Origin of the sequence: Streptomyces sp. NPDC101191 (assembly GCF_044767915.1) — a bacterium.
Taxonomy (GTDB): Bacteria; Actinomycetota; Actinomycetes; order Streptomycetales; family Streptomycetaceae; genus Streptomyces.
The window spans coordinates 357,407-374,369 of record NZ_JBIWOU010000005.1 but is presented as its reverse complement, the minus strand read 5'-3'; the positions used below and the strand labels follow the sequence as shown (position 1 = coordinate 374,369).

Sequence of the window (16,963 nt, the reverse complement as noted above, 5' to 3'; positions counted from 1 at the left end):
TGCGGAGAGGGGTGGCCATCCGCTGAACTGACGACTGAACTGACGGAGTGTCAGATTTTATATCCGAAGGGCGGTCGGGCACATGCAGACGATCTGGCTCACCGGCGCCGAATGGCTCGCCGTCCTCCGCATCGGCCTCGGCCTGTGGTGGCTGGAGAGCTGGCGTCACAAGGACCGCAAGGGCTGGTTCGAGCGCGGCACCGGCATCGCCTGGGCGGCCGACGTCGCCGCCAAGCACCGGTGGGCGGCGGTGAAGAACGGCTTCGACACGGTCGTCGCCCCGCGCCCCAGGCTCATGGCGTACGTGGTCGTCTACGCCGAACTCGCCCTCGGACTCGGCCTGGTCGCCGGTTTCCTCACGCCCGTCGCGCTCGTCGGCGGCCTGCTGCTCAACCTGCTCTACCTCACCCTGATGATCCACGACTGGGCCGAGCAGGGGCAGAACGCGATGATGGCGCTGATCTCCCTCGTCGCCCTCTTCGCGATGTCCTGGCAGACCTGGTCCCTCGACCACGCGATCGGACTCTTCTGATGACGGCAACCCCCGCGAGCCTCCCGGACGTGGACGCCTTCACCCGCCCCTACTGGGACGCCGCCGCCGAGGGGCGCCTCCTGCTGCGCCACTGCACCGCCTGCGACCGGCCCCACCACTATCCGCGCGAGTTCTGCCCGCACTGCTGGAGCGAGGCCGTCGAATGGCGCCCGGCGAGCGGGCTCGCCGTGCTCTACACGTGGTCCGTCGTGCACCGCAACGACCTCCCGCCCTTCGGCGAGCGGGTCCCCTACGTGGCGGCGGTCGTCGACCTGGCCGAAGGCCCGCGGATGATGACCGAGATCGTGGACTGCCCCGAGTCCGCGCTGCGCATCGGGATGGACCTGGACGTCGCCTTCCGGGCGGAAGGCGACGTCCAGGTGCCGGTGTTCACGCCCCGGCGCTCCCGCTGACCCGCTCGACCGGGATCCACAGCTGGGAGTCCGTCTCCGCGCCGATCTCCACCGGCCGGGTCCGCAGCAGCTCGGGGCCCGGCCGGCTCACGTACGGGCTGGACGGGAACCACTGGGTGAACACGTCGCGCCACAGCTCCTGCAGCGCGATCGGATAGGGCCCGTGGTTGTCGAAGACCGCCCAGGTCCCGGCCGGTACGTCGAGGGAGTCGAGCCCTTCGACGGGCTCCCCGGCGCCCGTGACGACACCGATCCAGTAGTCCACCTCGGCGCCCTCCTCCCGGCTGTCGGTCAGGTGCACCACCGCCGACAGGACCCCCTCCGGCTCCCCGTCGGCCAGCTCCTTCATCCGTACGATCGCCCGCTCGTCCAGGCTCTCCACGTGCGCCGCGGCGGCCGCGTTGACCCCCTCGTGCACGAGCGGGACCCGCGCCTTCCTGCCGGCGACACGGAACGCGTCCTTCTCGACGATCCGGTACCGCATGGTCGTACTCCCTTCGACGACGACACGGAAGGACATGCGCGGCTGCGCCGTGAGCGTCGCGCCCGTGCGCCGGGCCTCGCCCGGCCCGATGCCGTGCACCGACCGGAACGCCCGCGCGAACGCCTCGCCCGAGCCGTACCCGTACCGCACGGCCACGTCGAGCAGCGTCCGCTCCCCGCCCAGCACCTCGGCCCCGGCGAGCGTCATGCGCCGCCGCCGTACGTACACGGAGAGCGGCATCCCGGCGAGCGCCGAGAACAGGCGCCGGAAGTGGTACTCCGACGTCATCGCGATCCGCGCCACCTCGGTGACGTCGACCTCCCGGCCGCCGTCCGCGTCGAGGCACCGCTCGATGTGGTCGAGGGCCTGGTTGAGCTGTTCCAGCACGGGTGCGTGTCCTTCCTTCTGACGTCTTCACCGTAGGAACCACCGGCCTCCCGGGACCCGACCGTCGATGCCCGGAACGGTCGGGTGCCCGGACCGGTCCCGTGGCCCGGCCCGCGGCGGGTGACGGATCATTCCCCGCCTGCGTCCCCGGCCCGTCTCCCGTCACCAGTGTCGGTGCCGGAGTGACACGCTCGCGCCGGACTTGCGGTTGCCGCGGCGTCAACTCCTACGGTCTTGGTGTGGGGCCGGAAGGGCCGGCCCCGGCGAGGGAAGGACCCACCGATGACGGCCTGGTCGATCGCGGACGTGGCCCGGATGTCCGGGGTGACGTCCCGGACGCTGCGGCACTACGACGACATCGGCCTGCTGCCGCCCGCGTACGTCGCGGGCAACGGGCACCGCTACTACGAGGAGTCGCAGCTGCTGCGGCTCCAGCAGATCCTGCTCATGCGGGAACTGGACGTGGGACTGCGCGAGATCCAGGCCGTCCTGGACCGTCAGGCCGACCGGGTGTCCGTGCTGCGCGAGCACCACGCACGGCTGCTCGCGGAGCAGGACCGGATCGGGACCCTGGCCCGGACGGTGGCCCGCACCATCGCCGATCTGGAGGAAAGCGAGGACGAGGAGGACATGGTGAGGATCAACCGTCCGGAGAACCTTTTCGAGGGGTTCCAGCCGGACCCCGAGCTGGAGGCGGAGGCCCGGGAGCGCTGGCCCGCCGCGTACGAGGAGTCCCGGCAGGCCGTCGAGGCGCTGGACGAGGCGACCACCGAGGAGTGGCAGCGCGAGGTCACCGCGCAGATGATCCGCTTCGCGGAGTTCATGGCCGCCGGCACCCCGGTCACCGACCCGGCCGTGCAGGCCGAGGTGGACGCCCACTACCAGGGCGTCCGCCGCTTCTGGACCCCGAACGCCGAGGCGTACCGGGGGCTGGCGGCCACGTACGCCGAGGACCCGCGCTTTCGCGAGAACTTCGACAGGATCGCTGCCGGTCTTGCCGAGTATCAGCGTGATGCGATGGCTGTCTACGCGGACACCCGGCTGAGCTGACGCCCACCCGGGGCCGCGCCCGCCGCCGCCTCCTCGCCCGCCGACGGGCTGCAGACCGTCGACGGCGCGGACGGCGCGGACGGCGCGGACGGCGCGGTGCGTGCGTCGGCGTCGCCCCATTCCGGTCACGGCCGTGTCCCTCCCTGTTGGCAGGGTGGTCAACCTGGTGTTGACCACCCTGTCAACAGGGAGGGCTGATTTCCGCCCGTCCGGCGCCGTCGTCGTCGCGGCAGGCGCAGGGCGTCACACCGCCGCCGCGAGCGTGCGCGTCCCGTCGAGCGTGGGGTAGTCGTTGTAGCCCTCCTCCCCGCCCGTGTACATCAGGTACTGCTCCCGTACGGGGTTCAGCGGCGCGCCGGTCCGCAGGCGTTCGACCAGGTCGGGGTTGGCCAGGAAACCGCGGCCGAGGGAGATCAGGTCGGCCCCGGCGGCCAGCAACCGCTCACCGGCCGCGCGGCCGCCGTCGGCGGGCAGCGGCTTGCCCCAGCCCAGGTTCGGGTTGGCGATCAGGGTCCCCGGCCAGGCCTTCCGGACGGCCTGGAACAGCGGCTGCTCCGGGTCGGCGAAGATGATGTGCAGATAGGCGAGGCCCTCGTCGGCCAGCGCGGCGACCAGCGCCGTGTAGATCGCCTCCGTCTCGCCGCCCTCGTCGATGCCGTTGATCGCGATGCCGGGCGACACGCGCAGCCCGACCCGCTCCGGCCCGATCGCGTCGGCCACCGCGCGGACGACCTCGACCACGAAGCGGATCCGGTGGGCGACCGGCCCGCCGTAGGCGTCGGTCCGCCGGTTCGTGTTCGGCGCCAGGAACTGGTGCGGCAGCATGCCGTTGGCGGAGTGCACCTCGACCCCCTCGAAGCCCGCCTCGACCGCCCGCCGCGCGGCGGCTGCGTAGTCGGCGACGGTGGCCCGGACCTCGTCGAGGGTGAGCTCGTGGGGCACGACGGACGGGGTGTGCCCGGCACGGGTGTGGAGCCCGTCGGGGAGCGGCAGCGGTGACGGCGCGACCGGCGTCAGCCCGCTGTTGTCGGGGTGCCCGATCCGGCCCCCGTGCTGCAGCTGCAGGAACATGCGCCCGCCCGCCGCCCGGACGGCACCGGTCACCGCGCGCCACCCGTCCACCTGCTCCGGCGTGTGGATGCCGGGGATGTCGGGGTAGGTCTGGCCGACGGCGTTGGGCGTGGTGCCCTCGGCGATGATCAGTCCGGCGGAGGCGCGCTGGGCGTAGTGCGTGGCCATGAGGGCGGTCGGGACGCCGTCGGACGAGGCCCGGTTACGCGTCAGCGGGGCCATGACCAGCCGGTTCGGCAGGGGGAGCGGGCCGAGGCGGGTGGGCGCGAAGAGGGCGGATTCTGCGGGGGAGTTCACGTTGTTCGTCATGCCGGTACCGTAGAAGTTGACACCGGTGTCAGATTCAAGCGTCTTCGGGCGCCGAACGGGGAGGACGCACCATGCGGATCGGCGAACTGGCCCGACGGAGCGGCGTGAGCGAGCGCTCCCTGCGCTACTACGAGCAGCAGGGCATCCTCCGCTCCGAACGTACCCCCGGCGGCCACCGGGACTACGGCGACTGGGCCGTCGACCGTGTCATCCGCATCCAGTCGCTCTACGCGGCCGGCCTCAACAGCCAGAAGATCGCCCAACTCCTGCCGTGCATGCGGGACGTGGACGCCGGCCCGACCGCGCTGACCGACGGGCAGCTGGTCACCGAGCTGACCGCCGAACGCGCCCGCATCGACCGCCTCATCACCGACCTCGTCCGCTCCCGCGAGGTCCTGGACGAGTTCATCGACACCGCGTCGGCGGCCGTCAGCCGCTGACGCGCGCCAGGATCTCCGGCGCCGCCTCGGCCAGGGAGTCGAAGTGGCGGTGCGAACCATCGGCCGGCGAGGGCGTGTTGACGGTCCACACCGTCATCCCGGCCGCGCGCCCGGACCGTACGCCCGAGGGCGCGTCCTCGATCACGAGGCAGTCGGCCGGATCCGCGCCCAGTTTCTCCGCGGCCAGGAGGTAGGGCACGGGCGACGGCTTGCCCTCGCTGACGGAGGCCGCGTCCACGATCAGGCCGGGCATCGGCAGCCCGGTCCGGTCGAACCGCCCGCGCACCCGGTGCTCGTAGTTCGACGTGACCAGCGCCCAGCGGTCGGCGGGCAGCGCGTGCAGCAGCTCGGCGGCGCCGTCGAAGGCCGCGTACGTGCCCGTCCGCACGTCCTCGTCCTCCAGCTCGTGCAGCAGGGCGAGGCACGCGTCGGGGTCGGCCCCGGGCGCCACCGCCGCGAACGTCTCCACCGGCCGCGTCCGCAGCGCGACGGCGTACACCTCGTCCCCGTCGAGCCCGTGCCGGTCCGCCCAGGCGTGCCAGACGCGCCGCTGGTTCTCGACGGCGTCCATGAGGGTGCCGTCGACGTCGAAGAGTACGAAGTTCTTACTGGTCACGCGCCAGAGGTTACGCCCACGAACACGGCCCAGGCGGAGGGGGTGACGGCGAGCTGGGGGCCGTCGGGGTTCTTGGAGTCACGGATGTGGACGGTGGTGGGGTGGGCGGCGACTTCGACGCACTCGCCGCCTTCGCCGCTGCTGTAGCTGGACTTGCGCCAGTCGTAGGCGACTTCAATGCAGTTGCCGCCTTCGGAGTCGCTGTGACTGCTCTTGAACCAGGCCAGATCCGCGGTGTTCATCGCTCTCCCAGCAGTTTCTCGATCCAGACCAGGGACTCCCGCTTGGTGAGTGCCTGTGACCGCAGGATCCCATACCGCTCGGAGTACAAGCGGACCTCGTCGGGGTCGGTGATCAGCCGAGCGTGCCCGTACATCTCCGTGTACGCCACCTCCCGACGCCCTTTGGGGGTGAGCAGCGTGAAGGCGCCGCCGAGATAGGGGTGTTCCTCACTGTCCTGCGGAAGGATCTGGAGCTCCACGGTGCGGCGCTGGGCAACCTCCAGGATGCGCCGGAGCTGCTCACGGTGAACTTCCGCGCCGCCGAACGGCCGCAGGAGAACCGCCGCCTCCAATACGAAACTGATCGTCGTGACGGGCCACCTGTCAAACAGCGTCTGACGTGAGATCCGATCTGCCACCCGCTTTTCGATCATCGCTTCGTCAAGCATGGGGCGGCGGTGCTCGAAAAGTGTTCGGGCGTAGGAGGGAGTCTGCAGAATGCCCGGCACTGCCTGTACTTCGTAGTAGTGATTGGCGACGGCCTCCGCCTCCTCCTTCGCGAAGCTGCGGAACCAATCCGGATGCCGCACCCGCGCCCGCGCCAACGCCTCCCGCACGTCGTCCACCGCCGCCAGGAGCACCCCGTCCGCCCCCAGCACCGGATCCGCCCGCACCAGGAAGTCCGGCTGCGGGGTCCGTACCCCGCGTTCCAGCGCCGAGATCAGGTCCTCGCTGCAGTGCGTGGCCTCCGCGAGCTCTGCCTGGCTCAGGCCCGCGTTCCTGCGCAGCACTTTGATCATCTTGCCCAGCGCCCTGAACAGGTGCGCCGTGCCGTCGACTTCGGACGGCCGTTCCGGCCGTTCCTCCTCGTTGCCCGACATCCGTACCGCCCTCTTGGCGTGCTCGTACCGCTACGCAGCGTCGTGGTGTCGCCCCTGGTCAGGGTAAGTCCGGCGCCTCAGGCTCGGGGCCATGAAGACGGAAACGACCACCCCAACCGGTGAGTTCGGCGGCGAGTTCGCGCACCGGCTCTCGTCGACGCGCCGGGGCGCACGGCTGGCGCGACTGCTGGCCGTGCAGCAGATGCGCGACTGGGGGCTCACGGACACCGACGCCGCCGAGCTCGTCGTCGCGGAGCTGGCGAACAACGCGGTGACGCACGGACGCGTATCCGGCCGGGACTTCGAGGTACGGCTGGCGCTGGGGGACGGGCACGTCCGCGTCGAGGTCTCCGATGCCCGTGGCGAGCGGGAGCCGCAGCCCGCCCCGGTGGCTGTGCCCGGCCGTCCCGCCGAGAGCGGCCACGGCCTCTTGCTCGTGGCGGCCCTGTCCACCGCGTGGGGCGTGAGGAGCCGTTCGGTCGGCAAGACGGTCTGGGCGACCGTCATCGTCTAGCGCCGCACCTTGACCTCGACTTTGCTTGAGGTTCTACGTTCTCCGTATCCAGTGATCACCGTTCATGGGGAGCAGTCAGATGACGAACCAGCGGATCTCCGATGCCGAACTCGCCGCCCAGCCGGCGGCGTACTGGACCGGGGTCGCCTACGAGGCCCTGATCGCGTTCACCCGGGCCCAGCAGGCCGAACTCGGCTTCACGCAGCCCCAGTACTGGCTGCTCCGCAACCTGTCGGCCGCCGACCTCTCGCCTGACGGCCAGGGCATGACCGTCCCGGAACTCCGGCAGGCGATGAGCTCCTACCTCAGGGCGGAGGACGACCTGGAGAGCGAGGCGGAGGTCCTGCTGGAGCGCGGCTGGCTCACCCGTGACGACGCGGCGCGCCTGTGGATCACGGAGGCGGGGGACGGGGCGCGCGCCGACCTCAAGCGCCACGCCCCGGCCATCCGCGAGCGCATCCATCAGGGCATCGACGACGCCGACTACGTCGTCGCCCTGAAGGTGCTCCGCCAGATGCTCCGGAACACCGGCAGCACCCTGGTCTGACGAGAACCGGCGGAAGACGCGGCCGGCAGGGGGTGGGTCGGCGCCGCGTGGGCCCCCGGAAGTCCGCCGGCGCGGTGTCCTCGTACCTCCCCTGCCCCCGAGGAAGGGATCCCCTGGGGAAGTCCGGCCGCCGTCGTGCCGCACCGGGGGCTCCGGTCCCCGCGCGGGGCGGGGACGCGTCCGTGAGGTGAGACGTATCTGCGGGTGAAAGCCGTCCGCCTGGAGAGTGAGTAAAGCACTCGTATGGCGAAGTTCGCGCTTGTCTCCAGAAATCATCCCGTTTTGGCAAAGTGCCAGCGTGTTGATGAGGAGTCGGACGATGAGCCACACCAGTTACGGCAACGACCTGCGGGCGCGGATCGCCGCGCCCGGAACCACCCCGCTGATCGGGGTCCACGACATGTACTCGGCGTCCGTCGCCGCCGAGCACTACGACGGGATGTTCGTGTCCGGCTTCGGCTTCGCGGCCTCGTACTACGGGCTGCCGGACATCGGCTTCATCGCGTGGCCGGACATGGTGGCGTTCGTGCAGCGTCTGCGCGGGGCGTTCCCGCGCCACCACCTCCTCGTGGACATCGACGACGGCTACGTCGACCCCGAGGTGGCGTGTCACGTGGTGGAGGGCCTGGAGCGGATCGGCGCGTCGGGGGTGATCCTGGAGGACCAGAAGCGGCCCCGCCGCTGCGGGCACGCGGACGGCAAGCAGGTGCTGCCGCTCGACGAGTACCTGGCCAAGCTGGAGATGGTGCTGCAGACGCGGCGGGACCTGGTGGTCGTGGCCCGGACGGACGCGACGGACGGGGACGACATCCTGCGGCGGGCCGAGCGCCTGGCGGCCACCGACGCGGACGTCGTCCTCGTGGACGGCGTACGGAGCGTGGAATGGATCCACCGCATCCGTGAGGTGGTCGACGGCAAGCCGCTGCTCTTCAACCAGATCGCCGGCGGCAAGTCCCCACGCCTCTCCCTCTCCGAACTCGCCGAGCTGGGCGTGGACGTGGCGATCTACTCCACCCCCTGTCTCTTCGCCGCGCACTCGGCGATGGACTCGGCCCTCGCCGAGCTGAAGGCCGCCGACGGACGCCTGCCGTCCTTCGACCCGGAGAGCGGCATCGGCGTCGCCGCCTCGACCCGCCTCCTGGAGCGCAACATCGCGAGGCACCACGACGCCCGCGAGCGGGTAGGCGCGTGACCCCCCTGGTCCCCCGTCAGCGCACGGCCCTCCCGCTGCTGGGGGCGGTCATGCTCGTGGCCGCGGGGGCGGCGCCCGCGGCGGCGGGCGGCAGTCTGGTCACGGTCATCGACAACTCCCACGCGGACTCCGTCGTGGAGGTCGACCGCGCGGCCAACGTCCAGTACGGCAGCAGCGGCACGGCCGGCAGCGACCACGACGGCAGCGCGGTCGACGCGATCCAGGCCCTGCTGGGCGGCGTGGGCGCCCGGGGCCCCGCCTGACACCCCGAGTGCTGCCCCCGCAGCGCACGGCGCCGACCGACAGCGCATGCCGGGGGTCTCCGCGCATCCGAACGGCCGGACACCGCAGCCGTGGTGTCCGGCCGTGCCGGGCGAACGGACAGGCTCGCAGGCCGGCCACGGAGTGTGACACCGGGAGGGGGAGAGGCGCACGCTGCGTGCCCGAGCGCCCTCGGCGGGGAGGGCGGGCGGCGGCGGGCGGACTAGAGCGCCTCTCCGCGTTCCACCACGCCCCGTACGTACGCCGCCTGGCCCGCGTGCTGGTTGTCCTCGGCGATGACACTGACCAGGCGGACGCCCAGGGTGACGTGCGGGGTCCAGCGGGTGTCGACCACGCGGTCGAGGTCGGCGTCGCTCAGCGTGGCGACATGGACGAGGGTGCGGGCGTGGACCGCGTCGTAATAATCGAGGAGGAGGTCCGCGGGGGCGTGGACGGCGGCGACCTGCTTGGCGGTGTGGCCGAAGCCGGTGGCACCCTCGGGGAACGGGAGGCCGAAGCGGCCGGACCAGCCTTCGGACGTCCAGACCTGCTCGGTGCCGAACGCGTCCGCGACGTGGTCGTCCTGAATGCGGGTCAGGTGCCAGACGAGCCAGGCGATCGAGTTCGACCCGGAGTCGACGCGGGCCACCAGCTCCTTCTCCGACAGGCCCTCGACGGCCTGGTGCACGGCCTCCTGCACCCGGGCGAACGCGTCCGTCAGAAGCTCGGCGCTCTTCATGGCCCTCCTCGTAGGCTGGCGACGTGAGAGAGACGGATCTTGCTCTGGCGGACGGACGCTCGCTGCACGTCTACGACAGCGGCGGTGACGGACCCGTCGTCCTCTGGCACCACGGTACGCCGAACATCGGCACCCCGCCCCGTCCGCTGTTCCCCGCGGGCGACCGGCTCGGGGTGCGCTGGGTGGGCTACGACCGCCCCGGCTACGGCGGTTCCGGGGCGCGTCCCGGGCGGTCCGTGGGCTCGGCCGCCGAGGACGTACGGGCGGTCGCGGACGCCCTCGGGATCGGGCGTTTCGGTGTCCTCGGGCACTCCGGCGGCGGGCCGCACGCCCTGGCCTGCGCGGCCCTGCTGCCCGATCGGGTGACCGCCGCCGTCAGCGTCTCCGGCCTCGCGCCCTACGAGCCGGAGGCCGCCCGGGACTGGTTCGCCGGGATGACTCCGTCCGGGGAGGCCGGGCTGCGGGCCGCCGTCCGGGGGAGGGCCGCGAAAGAGGCCCACGAGGCCTCCGCCGGCTACGACCCCGAGATGTTCACCCCGGCCGACCACGCCGCTCTGGCCGGGGACTGGGCCTGGTTCGACGAGGTCGTCGGGCCCGCGCTCGCGGACGGGCCCGGGGGACTGGTCGACGACGACCTCGCCTATGTGGCGCCCTGGGGCTTCCGGCCGGAGGAGGCCGCCGTGCCGGTGCTCCTCCTGCACGGGGAGCGGGACCGCGTCGTGCCCGTCGCGCACGCGCACCGGCTGGCCGCCCGCTGCCCGGCCGCCGAGCTGCGGCTCGGCGCCGGCGACGGGCACCTGTCGGTGCTGCGGGAGGCCGGGGCGGCCCTGGAGTGGCTGGCCGGCCGCGCGTAGGCGGCCGGGGCGCGGCTCAGACCCGGTGGTAGTGGTAGCCCTCGCCGTGCGAGGGGCCCACGTCGTGGATGATCCCGCTCGGTACGGCCAGCTTGAACGCCGACGTGTCGCCGTTCGTGCAGTAGGGATAGGAACCCGAGTGCGCCTGGTCCACGGTGGTGGTGCCCAGGTTGATGCGCCCGCCGCCGTCGGTGATCGAGACCAGCTTGGCCACGTACTCGCAGTGGGCACCGTTGATGTCGGTGATCAGCCGGGCCGCGATCTGGCCGGGGGCCACCCGGTAGATGGAGACGGTCTCGGGCTGGCCGATGTTGTACGCGGCCGTGTACTTCCACGTGCCGACGAAGGCCGACGGGACGCGGTTGTCGCTGGTCGCCGGCGGCTTGGGCGCGGTCGTGGCGGGCGGCTTCGGCGCCGTACCGCCCGAGGACGAGGAACCGCCGCCCGAGGACACCGCCGAGCCGCCGCCCGTGTTCGTGGCCGAGCCGCCGCCCGAGCCCGTACCCCCGCCGGTCGCCGGGAGCCCCCCGCCGGAACCGCCGCCGACGGCCGCACCTCCGGCCGCACCGCCGGCCGCGCCTCCCGGTGGCGGCACGGCGGCCGTCGTCGGCGCCCCGCCGGGGGCCTTGGTGGGCGTGCCGGGCGGGGGCGCGGACGAGGGGCCGGTGACGGGCGGCGTGGTGGTGCCGGCCGTGGCGCCGGGGGCGCCCTGGAGGTCGCGCTCCCGCGCGCCGTCGTCGATCAGCTTCACGACCGTGCCGCTGATGCCGAGGACCATGAAGACGGCGGCCACGATCGCCCACACCCGGGAGGCCCGGCGCGGCTCACGACCGGCGTTCCCCGCGGTGGCCGGAGTCCCCACGGGCGTGGCGGGAGGTGTCCCGGCCGTCGCTCCCTCGCCCCCGGCCGGCGGGCGCAGCCCCATCGTGCCGGAGTCCGGAGCCTTCGCCGCCGTCTCGGCCGCCTCCCGCTCCAGCTCCTCCGACAGCGCCTCCGCGTCGAGCAGCCGGGCCGCCTGCCGTGCCAGCCGCGCCACGAGCTCCGGCGGCAGCCAGGCCCCGGCGGTCGCCCCGCGGCCCGACTCCTCACCCGGCAGGGCGGGATCCGCGAGCAGGGCGGCGATGGCCGGCCGCTCCCCGGGGTCCTTGGTCAGGCAGCGCCCGATGAAGGCACGCAGTTCCTCCGACTCCACCCGGTCGAGCTCCGGCTCGGCCTCCACGATCTGGAACATGATCGCGTGCTGGTTGCTCGCCCCGTGCCCGAACGGCAGCCGCCCGGTCGCCGCGTACATGAGCACGCAGCCGAGCGCGAAGACGTCGGCCGCCGGGCCCAGCGACTCGCCGCGGACCTGCTCGGGGGCCATGAAGCCGGGGGAGCCGACCACCATGCCGGTGCTGGTCAGCAAGGACTCGACGGACGGCTCCAGGGCCCGCGCGATGCCGAAGTCGATCACCCGGGGGCCCTCGACGGTGAGCATCACGTTGGACGGCTTGAGGTCCCGGTGCAGGATCCCGGCACCGTGGATGCCCTGGAGGGCCCGCAGCAGGCCCAGCGCGAGCGCCAGGATCGAGTCGGCGGGCAGCGGCCCGTGCTCCCGGACCACCTGCTCCAGGGAGGGGCCGGGCACGAAGCCGGTCACCACCCAGGGCCGGTCCGCCTCCGGGTCGGCGTCCAGGACGGGCGCCGTGTAGTGCTCGCCCACCTTCCGCACGGCGTCGATCTCCCGGCGGAAGCGGGCCCGGAACTGCGGATCCTGCGCGTGCTCCTCGTGCACGACCTTCACGGCCACGGTGCGCCCGCTCCCGGAGCGGGCCAGGAACACCCGTCCCATGCCGCCGGACCCGAGCCGGCCGAGCAGCCGGTACGGGCCGATCAGCCGTGGGTCGCCGGACCCGAGCGGCTCGAGCCCGCTGCCGCCGGCGCCGCTCCCCTTGCGCTGCCGTTCGTCGTTCCCGCCACCGCTCATGCCGGTCTGGTCCCCCTGGTCGTCCCTGCCCCGTTGGTCGCTCGAACGCGCACAGCGTAGATGAGTGCGCGTCACATGGACGCCCGGGGAAGGGACTTGGGTTCCGCCTCCACCTTCTCCCTACAGGAACCAGCCCTCCAGGTCCGCGATCAGCTGAACGGTGCCGGAGTGGTTGAAGAACGTCACCTTGCCGTCGACGACCGGGACGACGACCTGGTTCGGCACCGTCTGCCCGGCGCGGAAGTTCAGGCTCGACGCGCTGGTGCGCGGGGTGCCCGAGGGGTGCACGGAGACGAAGCCGGCGACCGTGGGCTGGGTCGCGGTGACGTTGAGGACGACGGCCTTGACCCCGGCGGGGACCGCGCCGACGCCCGCGACCGGCAGCGTCACGGACTGCCCGGCCCCGACGGCGCCCTTGCGGACGCCGAGGCCGGTGCGGGTGTCCATGAACCGGCGGCTCTCCGCGCCGGTGAAGGCGGATCCGGTCCCGCTCGTGTAGTAGCCGACGACGTCGCCGACCAGGTCCAGCGAGCCGAAGCGGTTGGTGAAGGCGACCTTGCCGTTGACGACCGGCACGACGACCAGACCCGCGAGGGTCCGGCCCGCGGGGACGTTCAGGTTCGACGTGCCGGGGCGGGCGGTGCCGTCCGGGTAGGCGGTGACGAAGGTCGACGAACTCACGTTGGTGGCGGTCACGTTCATGACGACGGCCGTGACGCCGCTCGCCGGGACGTCCTTGACGCCGGTCACCTGCAGCCGCGCGGTCCCTCCCGCGCCGACCTTGGCGCGGGGGACGCCGGTGCCGTTGCGGGTGTCCATGAAGCGCGTGGGGGTGAGCGGCTGGTACGCGGAGCCGGCGGTGCCGGCGGTGTAGTAGCCGGCGACGTCGGCGACGAGGTCGACGGTCCCGCCGGTGTTGGCCATCAGGTCCACCTTGCCGTCGACCACGGGCACCACCACGAGGTTGGACGTGGTCTGTCCGGCGGTGAAGTTGAGCTGCGAGGAGTGGTAGGAGTCGGCGGTCCCCGGTACCACGGCGATGTGCCCCGGCTTGGCGGCGTTGGTGACCGTCACGTTGAGCACGACGCTCGTGGCCCCGGTGGCCGGGACGCCCCCGGCGCCCGCGACCTTCAGCGAGACCCGCTGCCACGGGCCGACCTTCGCCTTGGGAGCGCCGACGCCGGTGCGGGTGTCGAGGACCCGGTCGGGCTGGAGCGGCAGGAAACCGCCGGGGAGGGTGGTCAGAACGGTGTTCCTGGCCTCGACGGAGCCGGTCGCCTCCGAGAGGAATTCGCCCCCCGCCTTCGGCGCGACGAGCAGCTCGTACTGGTAGGTGTCCGCGAAGACACCACGGCCGGCGTCGTCCTTGCCGTCCCAGCGCGCCGCGACGGTGGCGGCGGGGCCGCCCGCTCCCGTGAGCGTGCGCACGACCCGCCGGGAGCGGTCCCGGATCACGACCTTCCACTCGTCCACCGGGCGGGAGAGGCGGAACAGGGCGTCCCAGGCCGGGTCCTGCGCGGAGGCGGCGTCGAAGCGCTCTTCGGACGAGGCGTGGGTCAGGGTGGGGCTCTGCGGGGCGGCCGGGACGGTCTTCACGCGGATGTTCCGCTGCGCGTCCACGTAGGCGACGCCGCCGCCGTACTTGTCCACCGCCCAGTCGGTGCGCCGGCCCGCGTTTCCGGTGATGACCGGGACGTCGGCGAAGTCGGAGGTCGCGCCGGTGGCCGCGTCGGTGAGCAGCAGCTTTCCGGCCGTGTCGTCGCGCCGTATGACGTAGCCGTCGCCGAGCAACGCCTCGCCCGTCGGCACGGCGACGCTCTTGTGCTGCCAGCGGTCGTACACGCCGGCCTTGCCGTCGGGCCCGCAGACCCAGTAGAGCCAGCGCTCCACGGCCTGGAGCTCGGTGGGCACGCACCCGGAGCCCAGGTCGATGTCGGCCCCGGTCCACTTCCCCACCAGGTCGTAGGCGTTCACCTTGCCGGTGGCCGCGGCGGGCTTCCACAGCTTCGTGCCCCAGAGGGCGGCGGCGGTGCGGGCCCGGGTGAGCAGGACCCCCTCCGTGCCGGGGCGTTCGCCGAGGTCGCCGACGTACTGCTGGTCGCCGGACTCGGCGACGACGAAGCGCCCCGCGGCGTCCGTGAGGCGGTCGGTCGTCGGGAAGTTCACCTGGCGCGAGGTGCCGGGGCCGGACGGTGACACCGCGGAGCTGCCGTGGAAGTAGGTGCTCTGCCCGTCGCCGAGGGCGCGCAGTCCCGCGGCCGAGTAGGGCTCGGCCCGCCGCCTCACCTCGCCCGGTGCGCTGGTGTCGGCCTCGTAGAGGCCGGTCCTCGGCCCGCTGTCGGCGAGGAAGTTCACCCGGCCGCCGGCCATGTCGAGCCCGGCGTAGTTCACGGGCATCCGGGGCAGGTCGCGGAGCTTCGTGAGCCGCGGCGTCCCGTCCTCGCCGAGGGTGATGCGGTGCACGGCCCAGTCGGTCGCGCCGCTGCCCCCGGCGACGAGCACGCTGCCGTCCGCGGCGACGGTCGGCCGTCCCACGGCGGCGGGCAGGAGTTCCCTTGCGGTTCCGCCCCCGACGGGGACGGCGTAGAGCTTCCCGCCCACGTGCTCGGGCGAGGAGCCGTTCACGTCGTGGTGCGTGACGATCCAGTCGCCGATCACGGCGTGGGAGCCCCAGCCGGCCTCGTACGGCGCGGCCGGCGGCAGGGGCGTCGACTCCGGCGTCGCGGCCGGGTCGTTCCGGCGGACGGTCAGGACCTCCTGGTAGCTCTTGGTCACCAGGAGGCGGTCGGCCCCGAGGCGGGCGGCGGCGTACGAGGTCACCGGGAGGGTCGGGGTGAGAGTGGCGGTCTCGTAGTCCAGGAGGAACGAGGTGTACGGCGCGGTGGGCGTCGCCTTGGTGCTCAGGACGGCACCGCGTGCGTCCTGGGTCGCGATCACCAGCGTGGTGGCCTCGCCCAGACCGGCGACGGGCCGCTCGGTGACCTCGCCGTTCCCGGCCGTGCGCAGGTAGAGCCCGGTGATCCTTCCGTCGGCCGCCTTGGTGGAGGTGAGGACGGTGTCGGCGTTGTAGGCCTGCGTCCACTCCTGGTCCGCGGGAACGGGGACGTAGGTCCTGGTACCCGTGGCGATGTCGGTGATCAGCACCTTGCGGCCGGTGGAGAACGTGTGGATATCCGCGTCCAGACCGGAGTGAGCTCGGCCCGAGACTGTGTCGCGCGGCGTGTCGGCGCCGGTGGCGTAGTCCGTCCACACGGGCTTCCCGTCGCCCTCCGGGGTGTGCAGGAACCCGGTGGCGCCCGCGGTGTGGACGGCGTCGGCGCGCGGCTTGAACCGCCCCGCGTCCGGGATCACCACCTCCTCGCCGACCGGCGACGGCGCAGGCTCCTCGGCGAAGACCGGGCCGGTCGTGGCGAGGCTCAGGCCGGTCGTGGCGGCCAGGACGGTGGCGGTGGCGAGTGCGGTGCGCGAGAGCGCGGCACGGCGGACTCGGCGGGCATGACGAAGCATCGGTGGGGTCCCCTCCCTGGTGCACGGGAGGAGACCTCGCCCGGTCACGCCCGTGTGGCGCGCCCGCGGCCCCCGATCGCCCCCCGGATCGGGGGATCCTAGCCGAACGCGTTCAAGACTGCGGAGGGGGATGCGCCCGCCGCCACTCCGCCACCGCCGCCTCCACGTCGAACGGCGTCAGCCGCAGCGGCGGCCCGGCCGGCGGGCGGGCCAGGGCTTCGGCGATCCTCGTGTTGACCTCACCGAGGATGCGGCGCAGCTGGGACTCCGAGACGGCCGTCCGCGCGGCCTCCGCCGCGTCCTCGGCCTCCTTGCGCAGGGTCAGGGCCGGCGGCAGCACCGACGCGCCCTCCCGGTGCATCTTCCGCTTGATCCACCACAGCTCGTCATAGGGAGCGGCCTCGTCCGCGAGCGGCTTGCCGAAGCCCTCCAGGCGGGAGAACTCGCCGCGCTCGGTCGCCTCACGGATCTGTTTGTCGACGAACGACTCGAAGCTCACTCCGGGCGGTTTCCGTTCGGTCATGCGTCCAGCGTACGGAGCCGCTCACCCGAACGGCTGCGGGCGGAACGGGTGGAAAAACGGCAGGAGCCCCGCCCCGTGCGCTCGACACGCACGGAACGGGGCTCCTTGGGTACAGCTTCTAGAGGTCGCGATCGTCGACCCGGGTCACTCAGACCGGGGTGACGTTCTCCGCCTGCGGACCCTTCGGGCCCTGCGTGACGTCGAAGTTCACCTGCTGGTTCTCCTCGAGGGAGCGGAAGCCAGAGGCGTTGATCGCGGAGTAGTGGACGAAGACATCCGGGCCGCCGCCTTCCTGGGCAATGAAGCCAAAGCCCTTTTCAGCGTTGAACCACTTCACGGTTCCGGTAGCCATGAGCCCTCCTATGGGCCAAAGGGTCGCCCTGCTCCAGAACCTGCATACCAAGTCTGAAAACTACAAAAGCCTGCGGGTTACATGCTCCGCAGGCTCTGTACTGC

Annotated in this window: 19 protein-coding genes; 9 read left to right on the top strand and 10 right to left on the bottom strand. The window is 72.7% G+C overall.

The genetic code is table 11. From position 1 onward, the window contains the following. The first annotated feature begins 82 nt into the window (after positions 1–82). Together ACIRQF_RS21585 and ACIRQF_RS21580 are read left to right on the top strand one after the other, a co-directional pair. Positions 83–532, top strand: a complete 450-nt coding sequence (locus tag ACIRQF_RS21585) for a DoxX family protein (protein WP_404094128.1) — start codon at positions 83–85, stop codon at positions 530–532. Beyond that, on the top strand, positions 532–945 hold the full coding sequence (locus tag ACIRQF_RS21580; RefSeq protein ID WP_404094126.1) for a Zn-ribbon domain-containing OB-fold protein: 414 nt from the start codon (positions 532–534) through the stop codon (positions 943–945). The genes ACIRQF_RS21585 and ACIRQF_RS21580 overlap by 1 nt, the downstream gene beginning before the upstream one ends. Here ACIRQF_RS21580 and ACIRQF_RS21575 read toward each other — a convergent pair. After that, complete coding sequence (locus tag ACIRQF_RS21575; RefSeq protein WP_382478713.1) at positions 923–1,816, bottom strand: GyrI-like domain-containing protein; 894 nt, start codon at positions 1,814–1,816, stop codon at positions 923–925. The genes ACIRQF_RS21580 and ACIRQF_RS21575 overlap by 23 nt on opposite strands. A gap of 282 nt (positions 1,817–2,098) precedes the next feature. On the opposite strand from ACIRQF_RS21575, the gene ACIRQF_RS21570 reads away from it, so the two are divergent. Then, the gene (locus ACIRQF_RS21570) at positions 2,099–2,866 is read left to right on the top strand and encodes a MerR family transcriptional regulator (RefSeq protein ID WP_376633108.1); all 768 of its coding nucleotides are present in this window, start codon (positions 2,099–2,101) and stop codon (positions 2,864–2,866) included. A gap of 243 nt (positions 2,867–3,109) precedes the next feature. On the opposite strand, the gene ACIRQF_RS21565 is transcribed toward ACIRQF_RS21570, so the two are convergent. Next, entirely contained in the window at positions 3,110–4,246 is a 1,137-nt protein-coding gene (locus ACIRQF_RS21565) for an alkene reductase (RefSeq protein ID WP_404094123.1), read from the bottom strand. Between the two features lie 71 nt (positions 4,247–4,317). Between ACIRQF_RS21565 and ACIRQF_RS21560 the strand changes: the two genes are divergently transcribed. Further along, the gene (locus ACIRQF_RS21560) at positions 4,318–4,686 is read left to right on the top strand and encodes a MerR family transcriptional regulator (RefSeq protein WP_376633112.1); all 369 of its coding nucleotides are present in this window, start codon (positions 4,318–4,320) and stop codon (positions 4,684–4,686) included. On the opposite strand, the gene ACIRQF_RS21555 is transcribed toward ACIRQF_RS21560, so the two are convergent. The 3 genes from ACIRQF_RS21555 to ACIRQF_RS21545 are packed head-to-tail and all read right to left on the bottom strand — an operon-like array spanning position 4,676 to position 6,404. Next, positions 4,676–5,302: an HAD family hydrolase gene (locus ACIRQF_RS21555; RefSeq protein WP_404094120.1), complete on the bottom strand. Its 627-nt coding sequence runs from the start codon at positions 5,300–5,302 to the stop codon at positions 4,676–4,678. The genes ACIRQF_RS21560 and ACIRQF_RS21555 overlap by 11 nt on opposite strands. Then, entirely contained in the window at positions 5,299–5,544 is a 246-nt protein-coding gene (locus tag ACIRQF_RS21550) for a DUF397 domain-containing protein (RefSeq protein ID WP_404094117.1), read from the bottom strand. Before ACIRQF_RS21550 ends, ACIRQF_RS21555 begins: the two co-directional genes overlap by 4 nt. Beyond that, complete coding sequence (locus tag ACIRQF_RS21545) at positions 5,541–6,404, bottom strand: helix-turn-helix domain-containing protein (RefSeq protein ID WP_404094114.1); 864 nt, start codon at positions 6,402–6,404, stop codon at positions 5,541–5,543. The genes ACIRQF_RS21550 and ACIRQF_RS21545 overlap by 4 nt, the downstream gene beginning before the upstream one ends. A gap of 91 nt (positions 6,405–6,495) precedes the next feature. Here ACIRQF_RS21545 and ACIRQF_RS21540 point away from each other — a divergent pair, with 91 nt between their 5' ends. From ACIRQF_RS21540 to ACIRQF_RS21525, 4 genes are all read left to right on the top strand, one after another. Further along, positions 6,496–6,918, top strand: coding sequence for an ATP-binding protein (locus ACIRQF_RS21540; protein WP_404094111.1), 423 nt, complete (start codon positions 6,496–6,498; stop codon positions 6,916–6,918). 79 nt (positions 6,919–6,997) lie between these two features. Next, entirely contained in the window at positions 6,998–7,465 is a 468-nt protein-coding gene (locus ACIRQF_RS21535) for a MarR family transcriptional regulator (protein ID WP_404094108.1), read from the top strand. A 319-nt stretch (positions 7,466–7,784) separates the two neighbouring features. Beyond that, the gene (locus tag ACIRQF_RS21530; RefSeq protein ID WP_389753603.1) at positions 7,785–8,657 is read left to right on the top strand and encodes an oxaloacetate decarboxylase; all 873 of its coding nucleotides are present in this window, start codon (positions 7,785–7,787) and stop codon (positions 8,655–8,657) included. Next, the gene (locus ACIRQF_RS21525; RefSeq protein ID WP_404094105.1) at positions 8,654–8,920 is read left to right on the top strand and encodes a hypothetical protein; all 267 of its coding nucleotides are present in this window, start codon (positions 8,654–8,656) and stop codon (positions 8,918–8,920) included. The genes ACIRQF_RS21530 and ACIRQF_RS21525 overlap by 4 nt, the downstream gene beginning before the upstream one ends. Before the next feature lie 221 nt (positions 8,921–9,141). On the opposite strand, the gene ACIRQF_RS21520 is transcribed toward ACIRQF_RS21525, so the two are convergent. Next, a complete protein-coding gene (locus tag ACIRQF_RS21520; RefSeq protein ID WP_376633126.1) occupies positions 9,142–9,657 on the bottom strand; it encodes a DUF664 domain-containing protein in 516 nt (171 codons plus the stop codon). Positions 9,658–9,680: 23 nt separating this feature from the next. On the opposite strand from ACIRQF_RS21520, the gene ACIRQF_RS21515 reads away from it, so the two are divergent. Continuing rightward, entirely contained in the window at positions 9,681–10,511 is an 831-nt protein-coding gene (locus ACIRQF_RS21515; RefSeq protein ID WP_389753597.1) for an alpha/beta fold hydrolase, read from the top strand. 16 nt (positions 10,512–10,527) lie between these two features. Here ACIRQF_RS21515 and ACIRQF_RS21510 read toward each other — a convergent pair whose 3' ends face one another. The 4 genes from ACIRQF_RS21510 to ACIRQF_RS21495 all read right to left on the bottom strand — a co-directional run bounded on the left by ACIRQF_RS21510 (position 10,528) and on the right by ACIRQF_RS21495 (position 16,859). Then, on the bottom strand, positions 10,528–12,477 hold the full coding sequence (locus ACIRQF_RS21510; protein WP_404094101.1) for a serine/threonine protein kinase: 1,950 nt from the start codon (positions 12,475–12,477) through the stop codon (positions 10,528–10,530). A 120-nt stretch (positions 12,478–12,597) separates the two neighbouring features. Further along, positions 12,598–15,984, bottom strand: coding sequence for a hypothetical protein (locus ACIRQF_RS21505; RefSeq protein WP_404094098.1), 3,387 nt, complete (start codon positions 15,982–15,984; stop codon positions 12,598–12,600). A 112-nt stretch (positions 15,985–16,096) separates the two neighbouring features. Continuing rightward, complete coding sequence (locus ACIRQF_RS21500; RefSeq protein WP_404094095.1) at positions 16,097–16,507, bottom strand: DUF1992 domain-containing protein; 411 nt, start codon at positions 16,505–16,507, stop codon at positions 16,097–16,099. Positions 16,508–16,655: 148 nt separating this feature from the next. Continuing rightward, on the bottom strand, positions 16,656–16,859 hold the full coding sequence (locus ACIRQF_RS21495) for a cold-shock protein (RefSeq protein WP_046908818.1): 204 nt from the start codon (positions 16,857–16,859) through the stop codon (positions 16,656–16,658). Positions 16,860–16,963 lie beyond the last annotated feature (104 nt).